Below are 15,791 nucleotides of genomic sequence, written 5' to 3' on the forward strand. Positions count from 1 at the left end.
TGCGTGAACAGAGAAGTGGTGCGTCTACAGCGCTCGCACCGTGAGCGGATGCGCGGACGGCAGCGGCGCCTGGACGACCCAGCCTCGCGGCGACTCGGCACGGGCGATTGCGCGGCGGACCCGGTCCACCACCTGCGCGGGTGACTCGAGATCGTCCCAGGTCCACCGCACCACCTGGAACCCGAGGTCGCGCAGTGCGTCCTCGCGCTGCTTCTCGGCGAACACTGCGTCGCCGGGCGATTGACCGGGTTTCAGCAGCTGTCCGTACTTGACGCGTCCGTCGAACTCCCCGAGCACGATGCCGTCGAAGTGGAAGTCGACGCGCCCGACACGGCGCCCGCCGGTGTCGAACACCTCACCTTGCTGGGAGGGAACGGCGAGCCCGGCCCGCGCCAACATCACCCGGCTCCGCGATTCCCCGACACTTTCGCTGTGCCCGCTCACGAAGTGGACGACCCTCCGTGCCGCGTCGATTCCGTGCCGCCGCCCGGCGAGGGCGAGTTCTGCGTCCAGTTCGTCGCGGCTGATGCCGAACTTGCGGACCGCCGCGTCACCGGCCACGACGGCCTGCTCGAACGGCACCGTCCTCGCGAGGTCGACGACGGTCCGCGCCGGGAGGGTCAGCGAGTGTCCGTCCACCACCGCCACGTGCTCTCCGATCGGGGCGCAGTGCACCGTGATCCGTCGCTTGACCCGGCCGCCTCCCCGCCGGTTTCTGGTGACGTGAACACGGTCGAGGGTCGTTCGCCACAGGGGCAGTCCGTACACGACGGCCGCGGACTGGTGGCTGAGCACCGCGTCGTCGGAGAGGGCGTGAAGTGTCGAGTCGATCAGGGAGCGATGACGTTCCTCGTCGCCGAGTGCCGAGTACACCGCTGCGGAGAGGTACTCGCCGCGGCCGATGCGGTGCCACTCGCCGCGCGTATACAGGCGTCGGATCTCGTCGTCGCTGTAGCCGCGACCCAGTGCGTCCTGGCGTCGCAGCATCGCTTCCGGGTCGTGTTCCATGGGAACGATTCTCGCCCGGACGGGCGCCGGGAATCCGGCCCGGCGGACCTGCCTGTGGATGAACCGAAGGTTGTGGACAACTCCCGCACTCCTTCTCGGCCCGCGCACTACCTGTCGGGCCCGAGAAGGGGTTCGTGGACCGAGAAGTGGTGCGGCGAACCGGTCAGGGCACGAAAAGGCCCGGTGGCCGGGGACGAATCCCCAGCCACCGGGCCGTGTGAGGCCGATCAGAACGCTGCTTCGTCGAGCTCCATGATGTCGTTGTCGAGGTTGGCGACGATGCCGCGGGTGGCGGTCAGCTCGGGCAGCACGTTCTTCGCGAAGAAGGACGCGATGGCGACCTTGCCTTCGTAGAACGCCTTGTCCTTGTCGGAGGCGCCTTCGTCGAGGGCCTTGATCGCGATCTCGGACTGGCGCAGAAGCTGCCAGCCGATGAGGAGGTCGCCGACGGACATCAGGAACCGGACGGAGCCGAGGCCGACCTTGTACAGCTCGGACGGCTGCTCCTGCGCGCCCATGAGGTACCCGGTGAGGGTGGCGGCCATGGTCTGGACGTCCTCGAGGGCGGTGGCGAGCAGGGCGCGCTCGGCCTTGAGGCGGCCGTTGCCTGCCTCGGTGTCGATGAACTTCCTGACCTCGCCTGCGACGTGGGCGAGTGCCACGCCGCGATCGCGGGCGATCTTGCGGAAGAAGAAGTCCTGCGCCTGGATGGCGGTGGTGCCCTCGTACAGCGAGTCGATCTTGGCGTCGCGGATGTACTGCTCGATCGGGTAGTCCTGCAGGAAGCCGGATCCGCCGAACGTCTGCAGGCTGTCCGTCAGGTACTGGTAGGCCCGCTCGGAGCCGACGCCCTTGACGATCGGGAGCAGCAGGTCGTTGACGCGGAACGCGAGGTCCTTGTCGGCGCCGGACACCAGCTTGGCGGTGGCCTCGTCCTGGTGCGCCGCGGTGTACAGGTACACGGCGCGCAGGCCTTCGGCGTACGCCTTCTGCATGGCGAGGGCGCGACGGACGTCGGGGTGGTGCGTAATGGTGACGCGCGGGGCGGCCTTGTCCGTCATCTGCGTGAGGTCTGCGCCCTGGACGCGTTCCTTCGCGTAGTCGAGGGCGTTGAGGTAGCCGGTGGAGAGGGTGGCGATGGCCTTGGTGCCGACCATCATCCGGGCGTGCTCGATGACGTCGAACATCTGCGCGATGCCGTTGTGGACCTCGCCGACGAGCCAGCCCTGGGCGGGAATGCCGTGGCCGCCGAAGGTCACCTCACACGTGGCAGAGACCTTCAGGCCCATCTTGTGCTCGACGTTGGTGACGAAGACGCCGTTGCGCTCGCCCAATTCGTTGGTCTCGAAGTTGAAGTGCGTCTTCGGGACGAAGAACAGCGACAGTCCCTTGGTGCCGGGGCCTGCGCCCTCGGGGCGGGCCAGGACGAGGTGGAAGATGTTCTCGAACAGATCGTCGGAGTCGGCGGACGTGATGAACCGCTTGACGCCCTCGATGTGCCAGGAGCCGTCGTCCTGCTTGATGGCCTTGGTGCGGCCTGCGCCGACGTCGGAACCGGCATCGGGTTCGGTGAGGACCATGGTGGCGCCCCAGCCGCGCTCGACGCAGGTGGCGGCCCACTTCTTCTGCTCTTCGGTGCCGTTGTGGAACAGCACGTCCGCGAACGCGGGTCCGGCCTGGTACATGTGCGCGGCCGGCTGGGCGCCGAGGATGAGCTCACCGATGGCCCACACGACGGATCGCGGCACGGGGACGCCGCCGATCTCCTCGGAGAGTCCCATGCGGTACCACTCGGCGTCCCACAGTGCGCGGAACGACTTCTTGAAGGATTCCGGCAGGGTGACGGTGTGGTTCTCGGGGTCGAAGACCGGAGGGTTGCGGTCGGCGTCGGCGAAGGACTCGCCCAGCGGTCCCTCGGCGAGGCGGGCAACTTCACTGAGCATGTTGCGGACGGTGTCGGCGTCGAGATCGCCCCACACGCCGTCACTCAGCGGCTGCTCGAGACCGAGTACCTCGAAGAGGTTGAACTCCAGGTCGCGGACGTTGCTCTTGTAATGGCCCATGTCTTCTGTCTCTCCCAGTGAGATGGTGCGGTCTATCCGTGAGTACCGCCCAAGTTATTACTCGTCGGTAACATCAGCGATATTACGCGCCATTTACCGGACTGCCAAGACTCGGGCGGTGTGCGACGAGGAGTGCGTCGATCGCCGTTCCGGCGTCCGTGTCGCGGAATCGCCGTTCGGCGACGTCCACGTTCAGGCGACCGCCGAGCATGGTCACCAAATCATCTGGTGTGTACAGGATTTCGATGTCCTGAGGCCCCCCGACTCCCTGCGACAAGTTAACGGCGTCATGCCCCAAAATCATGAGGATTCCGTCAGGTTTCAGCGCGGATATGGCGCGGTTCACAACCTGCAGACGCTCCTCCGGGGCGAGATGGAGGTAAATCATGAGCACGAGGTCGTACTCGCCTCCGAGGTCCGACTCGGTGACGTCGGCGACGCGGTAGTCGAGCCGTTCCCGGACCGAGCGGGGCGCTTCGGCGGCCACCCGGCGGGCCTTGTCGAGGGCGACGGCCGAGTAGTCGAGCCCCGTCACCTCCCAGCCGCGGGTGGCGAGCCAGTGCGCGTTGCGGCCCTCCCCGCACGCGAGATCGAGCGCGCGACCGCGCGGGAGTGCGGTGACCTGCTCGACCACGACGGCGTTGGGTGGCGCGCCCCACACCAGTTCGCTCTGTGAATACCGTTCGTCCCAGGCAGCTGCATCCATGCCCCGACGCTAGTACGACCGCTACGGAGTGAGCGTGGTGCGCATCAGGAGAACGTTGTAGTTGTTGTGCACCGTCGTGAGGAAGTAGAGGTCGCGGCCCGACGACCACGGGTGGATGTAGGCGCCGTACGCGGTGGGGAGTTCCCGGGTGTCGACGAGCACCTCGGGTGGTCCCCACGGTCCGGTGACCGACGGGGAGCGCCGCATGACCACCGAGTTGTACTGGTCGGTGGTCAGCATGAGGTACTGGCCGAGGTACTCGTTGTACGCGACGGACAATTCGCCGACGCCGCCCGGCATGATCGGCTTGGCGACGTCGGGGTTGCCCTTGATCCACTTGGCGCCGTCGAAGTACTCGTACGCGCCGAGGTCCATGATCTGGGGTTCCGGGACGCGGGCGATGTGGACGAGTCCGCCGCGCCCGGCGGGTGTGCCGTACTGGTAGACGAAGCCGTCGGCTTTGACGAACGCGCTCATCTGGAAGTTGGCATTGCCCCCGACGTTCGGGCGCTGCGTCTCGGGGGCGACGGTCCAGTTCTCGCCGTTGTCCTGCGAGTAGACGAGGCCGGAGTAGTTGGTGTCCCACGTGCCCGCCGGACCCCAGTTCTTCACGGACATCATGCTCAGCACCTGGGTGTTGCCGACGGCGACGCCTGCGGTGGGGATGCGGCTGATCTCGACGAACGGGATCTTCGGGCTGGGGACGAGCTCCTTGGACTGGCCGAAGATGTCGCGGGGTGAGCTGTCGAAGTTCATCCCGTCGGACAGGATGCCGTCCGAGCTGCGGAAGAGTGTGCTGCTGCGCCAGGCCCACAGGCTGCCCGACAGCAGGTTGGGCAGTCCGAGCCCGGCGGAGTCGCCGAACGCCGTGAGGACCTGGCCCTGGCCGTTGTCCCACATGATGCCGAGGTCGGTGCCGAGGACGTTGGCGTCCTGGGTGCGGTTGGGACTGAGCATGCCGGTCTGTTGAGCGACCGCCTGGGTGCGTCCGGTGAGGTGCGGAATCCCGTTGGTGCCGTTGAGTCCGGGGATCGGATTGATGGCGTTGGGGTTCGCGGCGGCCGGGCCCGCGAATGCGATCAACGTCACGGCCGCGCCGACGAGCGAGGCTGCTGCAAGAGCTCTGGTTCGCTTCACGAAGGTCACTCCATCTCTAGCAGCAGGCGGCACTGCGTGGCCTGAAGAGACCACTCCCCCTACCGGTGATCAACTGCTGGAAATCGCGAGAAGTCTAACAAGTCTGTTCTTCCGAAAGTGTCGATTCGACCGCCCTGTTCGTTTCATCCGTGCCCCTGCAGATCCGATATTACCCGCGAGTAACAGGAACCGGTGCTACCCGCGGGGCGGCCGCCGACGTAACGTGTGCTGGCGACAAGTCCACACTGCGCGTAACCACGCGGGACCTGATGAGGAGATCGATCGATGGGAAAGCAGATTGCCACCGTGACTGGAGGTCGGCAGTCCGCCCTTCTCGGGCTCGGCGTGTACCGGCCCGAACGGGTCGTCACCAACGACGAGATCTGTGAACTGATCGACTCGAACGACGAGTGGATCCAGTCGCGCTCGGGCATCCGCAACCGGAGGTTCGCGGCGGAGGACGAGAACGTCGTCACGATGTCCATCGAGGCGGGGCGCAAGGCGATCGAGGCGAGCGGGATCGACCCCGAGCAGATCGGGTGCGTCATCGTCGCCACGTCGACGTACCTGCTGCTGACACCGCCTGCTGCCGCGCTGGTGGCCGACGCCCTGGGAACCAACGGGCCGGGAGCGTTCGACCTGGGCGGTGGATGTGCGGGCTTCTGCACGGCGCTGACGGTGGCGTCCGACCTGGTTCGCGGCGGATCCGTCGACTACGCCCTCGTGGTGGGTGTCGAGAAGATGAGCATCACCACCGACCCGACCGACCGCTCGACGCGCTTCATCTTCGGTGACGGCGCCGGGGCCGTGGTCGTCGGCAAGAGCGACGTCGCGGGCATCGGACCGGTGGAGTGGGGTTCGGACGGCTCCCAGGCCGACGCCATCGTGCAGGACCTGGACTGGTACGAATACATCACGACGCCGGGTGCCACGCGTCCGTACATCAAGATGGCCGGTACCGCCGTGTTCCGCTGGGCCGCCTTCGAGATGGGCAAGGTCGCGCTGCGGGCGGTCGAGAAGGCGGGCATGTCGGTCGACGACCTCGACGCGTTCGTCCCGCACCAGGCCAACTCGCGGATCACCGAGGTGATCGCGCGCAGCATGAAGCTTCCCGAGGGCGTGCCCGTGTCCGACGACATCGCCGAGAGCGGCAACACGTCGGCGGCATCGGTGCCGCTCGCCATGGAGGAACTGCTGCAGTCCGGAGCCACCAAGCCCGGCGACACCGCCCTGCTGCTCGCCTTCGGCGCCGGGCTGTCCTACGCGGCCCAGGTCGTGACGATGCCGGTACTCGCGAAGAACTGACCCGGTCCCGTCGGGGGCAGGAAAGCAGGGATCGATGGGTGTCACCCGGCAGTCGGTCGCCGTCGCGGTACTGATGTCCTCCGCCGTGGCCCTCGCGGGCTGCGGCGGAGGGAGCACCGGTGGGGCCGGCACCTCCACGGTGTCCGGCTCTGCGGTGGAACTGAACTCGGGCGGTGACTGCGCGGGCCGCGACGTGATCGTCAACCGCGACGGTGCCGGGGTCGTCCTCGAGGGCGAGTGCGGCACCGTCACCATCGAGGCCAACGGCGTCTCGGCCACCGTCGCCACGTCGAACGCGGTCGTCGTACGCGGTCAGGACACCAACGTCGTCGGCGGGCAGACCGGAACACTGACCATCTCTGGGCGCAGCAACAGTTCCACCATCGACGTCGTCGAATCGATCGACCTGCAAGGCAACGCCGTGACCGTGGTCGGCAAGCAGGCGGAGCGGATCTCGGTCAGCGGAAGCGGGAACTCCCTGAACGTGGACGACTCCGGTGCGATGACGGTGAGCGGCAACGACAACTTCGTGCGCGCGGTATCCCTCGACTCCCTCGAGCTGACCGGGTCCAACAACTCCGTCGACTGGGATTCCGGTGCGACGGCCCCGGCGGTCGACACCGGCTCCGAGAACCGGCTCACCCCGCCCGGAGCGTGATCACCGCGCGCCGCAGCCGGTGAGCACCGCGGCCATCGCATCGCGTTCGGGTGCCGTCACCCAGAGTCGGTACGCCACTTTCACTTCCACCTGCCGTGCCACGTAGGTGCAGCGGTACGCCGCCATCGGGGGCAGCCACGTCGACGCGTCGGCATCGCTCTTGCGCTGATTGGTGGGCCCGTCCACCGCCTGCAGGTTGCGGGGATCGTTCGCGAGGTCGGCCCGCGTCTGCGCGTCGAGGAGCTGAGCGCCCTTCTGCCACGCGTCCGACAGCGCCACCACGTGGTCGATCTGCACGGCATCCGACGTCTTCGTGCCGCGGGTGAACGCAATGATGTTGCCCGTGTAGAGATCCCGCAACGTGCCCGTCTGCACCACGCAGTCGCGGGTGCGGTCGCGCGAGGTGATGTCGACGAGGTCGCGGCGCAGGATGTCGTTGCGGGTGTCGCAGCCGTTGCGTCCGAGCGCGACGGACACGTTGTCGGTCCAGCTGGGGCCGAACAGCTCCCGGTCGTAGCCCGTCTTCGGTGCCCTGCCCTTCACCTCGAGGGTGGACAGCTGGGTGAACGCCGTCTGGATCTGTTGTGCGTCAGTGGCTTCCGACGGTGCGGCCGGTCCGGTTCCGGAGGCGAGGGTGCCGTCGGGGTCCGGTGAGAGCATCGTGACGAGCACGACGACGAGCAGGCCGGCGAGGATCCAGGGCCACTTGGTTCTGATGGTCGTGATGATGGAGCCGGTGTTCGGTACCGCAGAGCGGGGCATGAATCTCTCCTGAAATCAACGCTGTTCGTCATTTCTATCAGGAGTGGCCCGGTGAACCGGCGAACGACCCGGGTTTACGTCGCGGCGCCCAGCAGCAGCGGAATCAGCAACTCGTCGTCGGTGAGCGCGCCGTGCTGCCCGGGGAGGGCGGACAGCCGCGACTCCGCCTTGCGCCGGACCACCGCGACGCCGCCCTGCGCGACGGCGACGACGTCACCGATGCGCCCCTGCACCTCGGATCGCACGGCGGGACCGAACAGTCCCGCGGTGACGGCCTCGTCTCTGGTGCCGATCCACATCCGATGTCCCAGTTCGCTCCTCCATCGGGCGGCGACGTCGTGCGCGGCTCCGGCTCGTGTGTGGACGTGCCTGCACCGTGGTTCGCCCGCGAGCGCCACCACGCCCTCGGAGAGCGCGGGTGTGTCGTCGAAGTCGATCTTGTCGGCGTCGTCGACGGTGACCATGCCGTGGTCGGCGGTGACGTGGAGGGCGGCGCCCGGTTGCGCGATCGCGAGTTCCGCGGCGAGTCTCTCGACGAGCCGGTCGACGAGGTCGAGTTGGTGCAGCCACGGTTCGGATCCCGGACCGTAGATGTGCCCGAGGGTGTCGATTTCGCTGAGATAGCAGTAGGTGAGCGTCCGTTCGCCGGATCGGGACGCGGTGACGACGTGCGCGATCAGGTCACCGTACGCGTGTATTCCCGCGAATTTCCCGCCGCGGAGGACGGCTCGGGTGAGCCCGGACCCGTCGAACTTCGCGGGAACCACGGTGGTGCACGCGATACCGGCTGCCGCGGCACGCTCGAAGACGGTCGGTGCGGGCTGCAGGACCTCGGGAACCAGCCGGGTGAGTTCGTCGCCCTTGTGGCCTGCGCGCCACGACAGCCAGTTGATCGTGCCGCGCACCTCACGAACGTATGACTGGTAGCCCGTGATGCCGTGACCGCCGGACGGCAGTCCCGTGCCGAACGACGCGATGCTGGTGGCGGTCGTGGTGGGGAATCCCGCCCGGATCGGCCGTCCGGTCAGGCTGTCGAGAAACGGTGCGCGCTCGCGGTGGCGACGCAGCAGGCTCCAGCCGAGGCCGTCGAGCAGGATCACCACGGCGTGTCTGCTGTCGGGCAGGTGCAGCCGGTTGGGCTCGCCGGCGACACCGAGCGAAGCGAGCACGGACGGCATGAGGTTGGACAGCGTGGGCTGCGAGTACACGTCGAGCGGGGGTGCCGTAACGGTCATGACTCCCACTATGGTGGATCGGCCGGGGCTGCACTACGGAGTCGGCTCAGTACAGGTCCACCGGCTGGCCGTCGGAGGGGAACGGCAGCGAGGTGTAGTCGAGCGGGGCGACGTAGCCGGGGCTCACCCGCCAGTCGAATCGCTGCAGCAGGTGGTGCATGACCGTCTTGATCTCGGCGCCCGCGAAGTGCATGCCCAGGCATTTGTGCACGCCGCCGCCGAACGGCTCCCATGCGAACCGGTGGACCTTGTCCTCGCGGCGTTCGGGTGCGAACCGCTCGGGGTCGAACCGCTCCGGGTCGGGCCAGTACTCGGGCATGTGGTGGGTGAAGTGCACGACCACCGACATATATGTGCCCTTCGGGATGTAGTGGCCGAGCACCTCGGTGTCCCGGACCGCTCGCCGCGCGACCACCGGGACCGGCGGAACGAGACGCTGGCATTCCTTCATGACGAGGTCGAGGTCGGTGAGCTCGTCGAGTTCGGCGTAGCCCGGGGTGGACGTGCCGAGCGCCGCGGACTGGAGCCGGCAGCGCTCCTGCCACTGCGGGTGCTGGCCGAGGTACTGCATCATAGTCGACAGCGTGATGGTGGACGTGTCGTGCGCCGCCATCAGCAGGAAGATCATGTGGTTGACGACGTCGTCGTCGCTGAACCGTTGTCCGTCTTCGGATTCGATGTGGCACAGGGCGGAGAACAGGTCTTCGCCCGCACCTCCGCGCCGGGCCGGCAGGTACCGGCGGAAGAAGTCCTCGAGTCGGCGGCGTCCGTCGATGCCACGCTTCCACCGGGTCCCGGGCAGCGGGTACCGCACCACCGACGTGGCTGCCTGCACGCAGTCGATGAAGGCCCTGTTCACCTCGGCCATCTCCCGTGGCGTCGACCCCTCGGCGCCGCCCATGAAGATGCTCGTGGCGAGATCGAGCGTCAGTTCCTTCAGTGCCGGGTACACGGCGAAGCCCGGGGTGGGGCGCCAGGCGTCGAGCCCCTTCTCGACGGCCGGGTGCAGTGCTTCGGTGTAGCGCGACAGCCGGTCTCGGGTGAAGGCCTGCTGCATGATTCGCCGGTGGACGAGGTGTTCGTCGCCGTCGAGGAGCATGAGCCCCCGGTGGAAGAACGGCCCGATCAGCACGCTCCACCCGTCGCTGTTGACGAAGGCGCGGTCCTTGTTCTGCAGCACGGCCTGGCAGCCGTCGGGTCCGAGCACGGTGACCCACCTCTTGCCTGCCATGCTCAGCCAGGACACGGGGCCGTAGCGGTCCCAGCGGCTCTGGAGCAGTCCCATCGGGTCGCGGAAGTACTCCAGCGAGTGTCCGATGACGGGGAATCCGGCATCCCCCGAGATGGGGCTGAGCGTGCTTTCCTGCGGCGGAGCAGCGAGAACCTTGGGCACGGGCACTCCCTCGTCGGGTATGTGACAGGACGCCATGTCAGATGTCTGTAGTGTGCGTCACACCGGGTGGTCTGTCAACATCGAGTCATGAGTCAGCCGGCGCGGCAGTACCGCGGGAGAAGTTCGGAGGAGCGCGCCGCCGAACGCCGTGCGCGACTTCTCGAAGCGGGGCTACAGGTCTTCGGGACCGTCGGCGGCGACAGGGCGACCATGACCGCGATCTGCGCCGAGGCGAAACTGACGGAACGCTATTTCTACGAGAGTTTCCGCGGCCGGGACGACCTGCTGGTGCAGGTGATCGAGGGGATCGCCGCGGAGATCGGCGAGGCTGCGCGGGTCACGCTCCGGACCGTGACGGGCGACCCGGAGGTGAGGGTGCGGGCGGCGATCGCGGCGTTCGTCGGGATCCTGACGGCCGACCCGAGGAAGGGGCGGGTGTCGATCATCGAATCGGCGGGCGCCGAACCGCTGCGGACCCGAAGACGTGAACTGCTGCGGGCGTTCGCGCTGCTGGTGGCGGAGGAAGCGAGAGAACTGTACGGCGACCGGGCGTGGTCGTCGCCGCAGGACGAGATCACCGCACTGCTGTTCGTGGGTGGGCTCGCCGAACTCATGACGGCGTGGCTGAACGGTGAGATCGAGGTGTCTCCCGAGCAGATCATCGACGCCGCCACCTACCAGTTCACGTCCACCGCACACCGCTGAGCGGGTCCCGGCCGGAAACGTGACGACCGTCACGTGCGAAGCTGTGGGCATGGTGGATATCGCACGCCCACAGTTGGAGGGCACGGTCGCGGTAGGAGAAGGGCGTCGGCTCGGCTTCGCGGAGTTCGGTTCGGCGCAGGGCAGGGCGGTGTTCTGGCTGCACGGCACACCCGGGGCGCGGCGTCAGGTGCCGATGGAGGCCCGGGCGTTCGCCGAACGCGAGCACGTGCGGCTGATCGGGATCGACCGGCCGGGGGTCGGGTCGTCGACCCCGCACCGCTACGGCGCGGTGATCGACTTCGCCGAGGACCTGCGCACGGTCGCCGACACGCTCGGCATCGACCAGATGGCCGTGATCGGCCTGTCCGGCGGCGGCCCCTACACGCTCGCCGCGGCGTACGCGATGCCCGACCGCGTGGTCGCGACCGGCATCCTCGGGGGTGTCGCGCCGACGAAGGGCCCCGACGCGATCCGCAGCGGGTTGATGGATCTCGCGGTGCTGGCCGCCCCGGTGCTGTCGGCGGGCGGCGTCCCGGTCGGGCTGGCGGCGAGTTCGGTCATCAGGCTGGCGAGGCCGTTCGCGTCGCCGATCATCGACCTGTACGGGCGGATGTCGCCGGAGGGCGATCGCCGTCTCCTCGCGAGGCCGGAGTTCAAGGCGATGTTCCTCGACGATCTGCTCAACGGCGGCCGCAAGCAACTCAGTGCCCCGTTCGCCGACCTCGTCCTGTTCGCGCGGGACTGGGGATTCCGGGTGAACGCGGTGAAGACCCCGGTCCGGTGGTGGCACGGCGACTGCGACCACATCATCCCGCTCCGGCACGGGCAGCACATGGTGTCGCTGCTGCCCGACGCCGAGTTCCACACGATGCACGGGGAAAGCCATCTCGGCGGCCTGGGCATGTCGGAGGAAATTCTCCGCTCGCTCCTCGACATCTGGGACGCCAAGGAGGCGCAGGCGCCGTTCGGCCCGGTGTGACGGTGGCGCGGCCTGCGCGCCACCGTCGCGAGGTCAGGACTGCAGGGTGGTGATCTGGAACGTGGCGCCGAGGGGGTCGGCGACGGAGGCGAGCCGCCCGAACGGGGTGTCCTCCGGTTCGCGCCGGATCGCGCCGCCGAGTTCGGTCACCTTCGCGACCGCCGCGTCGGTGTCGCCGACGCCGATGTAGAACTGCCAGAACGAGGGGACGCCGTCGGGCAGGAACGAGTCGGCGTCCATGATGCCGGCCACGGTGCGGTCGCCGACGTTGGCCTGGGAGTACCGGAATTCGTCTGTGTCGCCGAGGGTCTGATACGTCCAGCCGAAGACGTCCGCGTAGAAGGGGAGCGCGGCCGCGTAGTTGCGCGACAGTGTTTCGTGCCAGACGGGTGCGCCGGGTTCGTCGACGAGGCCGAAGCCGGTGTGCTGATCGGCCTGCCACACGCCGATGACGGCGCCGGCGGGATCGCCGAGGATGGCGATCATGCCCTGGTCGCCGACGGCCATGGCGGGCATCATCACCTGACCGCCCGCGTCGGCGGCCTTCGCCGCGGTGGCCGCGGCGTCCTCGGACGCGAGGTACGTGGTCCACACGTTGCCGTACGGGTTGCCCTGCTGTTGCGGGCCTAGGCCCGCAATGGGTTTGCCGTTCATGCTGAAGATCGAGTAGCCGCCGTACTGCGGATCCTCGTTGGTGTCGGACCTCCACCCGAACAGTCCGGTGTAGAACGGAATGACTTGTTGCGGGTCGGAACTGGTGAGATCGATCCAGCAGGGAGCGCCGGTGAGGGACGGACGGTCGGGCATCGCGGTCTCCTAGGACGTCAGGGGGTCGGGGCAGCGCGCGGTGTGGTGCCGGTCACAAACCTACGCGTCCAGGCGACACGGCGCCGGGTAGTGACGTGCTGTGGAAGACTCGGCCGCATGTCTGCGAGCGAGAACCAGGACAGCCCGGGCCGGGCCCGCCAGAATCTGATCTACCGCGACGGCGTCCTCGGCCGCACGCCCTCCGTTCCCACCGACTTCGACACCCTCGAGCGGCGCGCGCGGCGGAAGATGAGCGCGAAGGGGTGGGCGTACGTTCACGGCGGCGCCGGTCTGGGCCGCACGATGCAGGCCAACCGCGCCGCGTTCGACAAGTGGCAGATCGTTCCCCGGGTGCTGCGCGACGTCTCGAAGCGCGACATCGGGATCGAGCTGTTCGGGCGCCGCATTCCGGCGCCGGTGCTGCTCGCACCGGTCGGTGCCGCCGAACTGGCCAGGCCGGAGGCCGACGTGGCCATCGCCGCTGCCGCCGCCGAACTGGGTGTGCCGTACATCTTCTCCAACCAGGGCTGCGCCCCGATGGAGGAGAGCGCGGCGGCGATGGGCGACGCGCCCCGATGGTTCCAGCTGTACTGGAGTACCGACGACGACCTCGTCGACAGCCTGTTGCAGCGGGCGGCGAACATCCGGGCCGACGCCGTCGTCGTCACCCTCGACACGACGATGCTCGGCTGGCGGCCGGAAGATCTCAACCTCGGTTCGCTGCCGTTCGCGCAGGGGCAGGGGATCGCGCAGTACACGTCCGATCCGGTATTCCGCCGGATCGTGCACGACCGGATCAAGGCGGCGGCGACAAAGCCGGACGTCGAGGTGACGCTCGGCGCCATCCGGTCGCTGGTGTCGATGACGCGGCGCTTCCCGGGCCGTTTCCTCGACAATCTGCGGTCGCCGGAGCCGCGGGCCGCGGTGGAGACGTTCCTCGACATCTACTCCCGGCCGTCGCTGAGCTGGGCCGACATCGATACCCTCCGCAGCAGGACGTCGCTGCCGATCCTGCTCAAGGGTGTGCTCCACCCGGACGACGCCCGGCGTGCACTCGATGCCGGGGTGGACGGGATCGTCGTGTCGAATCACGGTGGGCGGCAGGTCGACGGCAGCGTGTCGTCGCTGGACGCTCTCGTGGACATCGCGCCCGTCGTCGACGGCAGGCTGACGCTGCTCCTCGACAGCGGAATCCGCACCGGAGCGGACGTCTTCAAGGCGCTGGCGCTCGGTGCCGACGCCGTGACACTCGGCAGGCCCCACCTGTACGGCCTGGCCCTGGCGGGTCAGGCCGGTGCGCGGGACGCCACCGCCAACGTGATCGCCGAGTTCGACCTCACGATGGGTCTCAGTGGTCTGACGTCGGTGGCCGAGATCGACCGGGACGCCCTGCGCAGGGCATAGGCCTCAGAGCTCGGCGATGGTGATGATGCCGTCCTGGAGGGCCCGGACCAGCAGTGCCGTCTTGGTGGACGCGTCACGCCCCACGAGTGCGTACTTCTCGCGGATGCGGGTCAGGTGGGTGTTGACCGTGCCGAGGGCGATGTGGAGGTCGGCGGCGACGGCGAGCTTGGAGTCGCCGCGCAGCCAGTGGCGGAGAACCTCGATCTCGCGCGCCGACAACGCCGGCTTCTCCAAGACGCGGGCGACTGGCGGTTCGTCCGTATGTGGGGGGTGCCCGAGTGCGTCGGGTGCAGTGGTCATGCCGGTCTCATCTTTCTGACATGTACAGAAATGACTACAGGTACCCGACGTCCCTGCAGGCAGTTCAGGTTAACTGGTGGTGGCGGTGCGTGTCTCGGCAGGCCCGGATCAGCTCTCACAGCCGACACCGTCGCCGTCGCGGTCCAGGTGTGTGCCGTAGCCTGGTTCGCCGAGGTGGACCGGTGCGGCACCAGCCGCTTTGGCCGCCGAACAGTTCTTGTAATAGACGTCGCTCGGCCCCGCCGTGTCCACGAACGGGACGGGCGCGGGCGCCGGGGCGGGAACGGGAACGGGGGCCGGTGCAGGCACCACGGCCGGGACCGGGTCGGTGGTCGGGGCGGGCGCCGCAGCCGGCGTCGCTGCCCCGCAGTCCTCGAGGACCCGGGCGATCGCATCGTGCTCGGCCTGCGTCACCCACAGCCCGTACGCGGCCTTCACCGCCACCTGATCCGCCACGTACGTGCACCGGTAGCTCTTGTTCGGGGGCAGCCAGGTTGCGGCGTCGCCGTCCGACTTCTGCTGGTTGGCAGGGCCGTCCACGGCCTTGAGGTTCCGCGGATCGTTCGCGAAGTTCACTCGGGTCGCGGTGTCGAGTTGCTGAGCGCCCTTCTGCCAGGCGTCGGACAGCGCGACGACGTGATCGATCTGCACGGCGCTCGACGTGCCCTCTCCGCGGACGAAGGAGATGGCGGTGCCGGTGTAGGGGTCGTGCAGGGTTCCGGTCTGCACCGCGCAGTCGCGGGTGCCCGGCTTGAACACGATCTGGACGAGGTCGCGCCCGAGGATGTCGTTGCGGGTGTCGCACCCGTTGTGGCCGCCCTCGACCGTGACGTCGTCGGTCCACGCCTGACCGAACAGATCCCGGTCGTACCCGGTCTTCGGTGCGCGGCCCTTGATCTCGAGACCGGCGAGTTGCTGCAGTGCGGCGGTCGCGTCGGCGCCGCCGACCACCGCGGGTGCGACCGGTGAGAGCGCCAGCGCAGACGAAACCGGCACCGGTGTCGAGGAACTCGACGTGGCAGCCGCTACCGTCGAAGCCGCGGGCGTCGCCGACACGGATGAGGCCTGGGCCGATTGGCCGTCCTGTCCGGGGCTGCTGCACGCGACCGCGGCGACGGCTACGACGATCCCGCCGGTAATCCAGGGCCACTTCTTGCGAGCGGCAGATGATGTGGGCAGGGGAGACGTCATGCCGGTCCTTCAATGAACGTGGGGGGTCGGATGTTCATCGCACGGAAGGTCTCTTCCGTTACTCGGCACATGGTGAGAACTGTTAGCATGCCCCGGGACCGGAATTCGTGCGGGTGGAGGGCGGTAATCGGTCGTGAC

The 15,791-nt window shown here is 68.3% G+C and carries 15 protein-coding genes; 5 read left to right on the forward strand and 10 right to left on the reverse strand.

Annotated elements, in window-relative coordinates:
• Positions 1 to 24: 24 nt before the first annotated feature.
• The 4 genes from ACFU5V_RS30830 to ACFU5V_RS30845 all read right to left on the reverse strand — a co-directional run bounded on the left by ACFU5V_RS30830 (position 25) and on the right by ACFU5V_RS30845 (position 4,914).
• Complete coding sequence (locus ACFU5V_RS30830; RefSeq protein WP_378703641.1) at positions 25 to 1,008, reverse strand: hypothetical protein; 984 nt, start codon at positions 1,006 to 1,008, stop codon at positions 25 to 27.
• Between the two features lie 227 nt (positions 1,009 to 1,235).
• A complete protein-coding gene (locus tag ACFU5V_RS30835) occupies positions 1,236 to 3,071 on the reverse strand; it encodes an acyl-CoA dehydrogenase (RefSeq protein WP_378703642.1) in 1,836 nt (611 codons plus the stop codon).
• 82 nt (positions 3,072 to 3,153) lie between these two features.
• Complete coding sequence (locus ACFU5V_RS30840) at positions 3,154 to 3,777, reverse strand: class I SAM-dependent methyltransferase (protein WP_378429883.1); 624 nt, start codon at positions 3,775 to 3,777, stop codon at positions 3,154 to 3,156.
• Between the two features lie 21 nt (positions 3,778 to 3,798).
• Positions 3,799 to 4,914: a DUF4185 domain-containing protein gene (locus tag ACFU5V_RS30845; RefSeq protein WP_025431974.1), complete on the reverse strand. Its 1,116-nt coding sequence runs from the start codon at positions 4,912 to 4,914 to the stop codon at positions 3,799 to 3,801.
• Between the two features lie 285 nt (positions 4,915 to 5,199).
• Between ACFU5V_RS30845 and ACFU5V_RS30850 the strand changes: the two genes are divergently transcribed.
• Complete coding sequence (locus tag ACFU5V_RS30850; protein WP_378703643.1) at positions 5,200 to 6,219, forward strand: beta-ketoacyl-ACP synthase III; 1,020 nt, start codon at positions 5,200 to 5,202, stop codon at positions 6,217 to 6,219.
• A gap of 34 nt (positions 6,220 to 6,253) precedes the next feature.
• Positions 6,254 to 6,877: a DUF3060 domain-containing protein gene (locus tag ACFU5V_RS30855; RefSeq protein WP_378429882.1), complete on the forward strand. Its 624-nt coding sequence runs from the start codon at positions 6,254 to 6,256 to the stop codon at positions 6,875 to 6,877.
• Here ACFU5V_RS30855 and ACFU5V_RS30860 read toward each other — a convergent pair whose 3' ends face one another.
• The 3 genes from ACFU5V_RS30860 to ACFU5V_RS30870 all read right to left on the reverse strand — a co-directional run bounded on the left by ACFU5V_RS30860 (position 6,878) and on the right by ACFU5V_RS30870 (position 10,267).
• The gene (locus ACFU5V_RS30860; protein WP_378429881.1) at positions 6,878 to 7,639 is read right to left on the reverse strand and encodes an HNH endonuclease family protein; all 762 of its coding nucleotides are present in this window, start codon (positions 7,637 to 7,639) and stop codon (positions 6,878 to 6,880) included.
• Between the two features lie 74 nt (positions 7,640 to 7,713).
• A complete protein-coding gene (locus ACFU5V_RS30865) occupies positions 7,714 to 8,874 on the reverse strand; it encodes an alkaline phosphatase family protein (RefSeq protein WP_378703645.1) in 1,161 nt (386 codons plus the stop codon).
• A 46-nt stretch (positions 8,875 to 8,920) separates the two neighbouring features.
• Entirely contained in the window at positions 8,921 to 10,267 is a 1,347-nt protein-coding gene (locus ACFU5V_RS30870) for a cytochrome P450 (protein WP_378703647.1), read from the reverse strand.
• Positions 10,268 to 10,354: 87 nt separating this feature from the next.
• Here ACFU5V_RS30870 and ACFU5V_RS30875 point away from each other — a divergent pair, with 87 nt between their 5' ends.
• Together ACFU5V_RS30875 and ACFU5V_RS30880 are read left to right on the forward strand one after the other, a co-directional pair.
• A complete protein-coding gene (locus ACFU5V_RS30875) occupies positions 10,355 to 10,972 on the forward strand; it encodes a TetR/AcrR family transcriptional regulator (protein ID WP_378703649.1) in 618 nt (205 codons plus the stop codon).
• A gap of 49 nt (positions 10,973 to 11,021) precedes the next feature.
• Positions 11,022 to 11,951: an alpha/beta fold hydrolase gene (locus ACFU5V_RS30880; protein ID WP_378703651.1), complete on the forward strand. Its 930-nt coding sequence runs from the start codon at positions 11,022 to 11,024 to the stop codon at positions 11,949 to 11,951.
• A gap of 33 nt (positions 11,952 to 11,984) precedes the next feature.
• Here ACFU5V_RS30880 and ACFU5V_RS30885 read toward each other — a convergent pair whose 3' ends face one another.
• Positions 11,985 to 12,758, reverse strand: coding sequence for a VOC family protein (locus tag ACFU5V_RS30885; RefSeq protein ID WP_378703653.1), 774 nt, complete (start codon positions 12,756 to 12,758; stop codon positions 11,985 to 11,987).
• Between the two features lie 117 nt (positions 12,759 to 12,875).
• Here ACFU5V_RS30885 and ACFU5V_RS30890 point away from each other — a divergent pair, with 117 nt between their 5' ends.
• Positions 12,876 to 14,162 carry an alpha-hydroxy-acid oxidizing protein gene (locus ACFU5V_RS30890; protein WP_378703655.1) on the forward strand — a complete coding sequence of 429 codons (1,287 nt, stop codon included), beginning with the start codon at positions 12,876 to 12,878 and terminating at the stop codon, positions 14,160 to 14,162.
• A gap of 3 nt (positions 14,163 to 14,165) precedes the next feature.
• Here the strand turns inward: ACFU5V_RS30890 and ACFU5V_RS30895 are convergent, their stop codons facing one another.
• Together ACFU5V_RS30895 and ACFU5V_RS30900 are read right to left on the reverse strand one after the other, a co-directional pair.
• On the reverse strand, positions 14,166 to 14,462 hold the full coding sequence (locus ACFU5V_RS30895; protein WP_378429874.1) for a response regulator transcription factor: 297 nt from the start codon (positions 14,460 to 14,462) through the stop codon (positions 14,166 to 14,168).
• A 108-nt stretch (positions 14,463 to 14,570) separates the two neighbouring features.
• Complete coding sequence (locus ACFU5V_RS30900) at positions 14,571 to 15,653, reverse strand: DUF1524 domain-containing protein (RefSeq protein ID WP_378429873.1); 1,083 nt, start codon at positions 15,651 to 15,653, stop codon at positions 14,571 to 14,573.
• Between the last annotated feature and the right edge of the window lie 138 nt (positions 15,654 to 15,791).

The sequence above is a fragment of the Rhodococcus sp. NPDC057529 genome, assembly GCF_042802055.1.
Lineage (GTDB): Bacteria > Actinomycetota > Actinomycetes > Mycobacteriales > Mycobacteriaceae > Rhodococcus_F.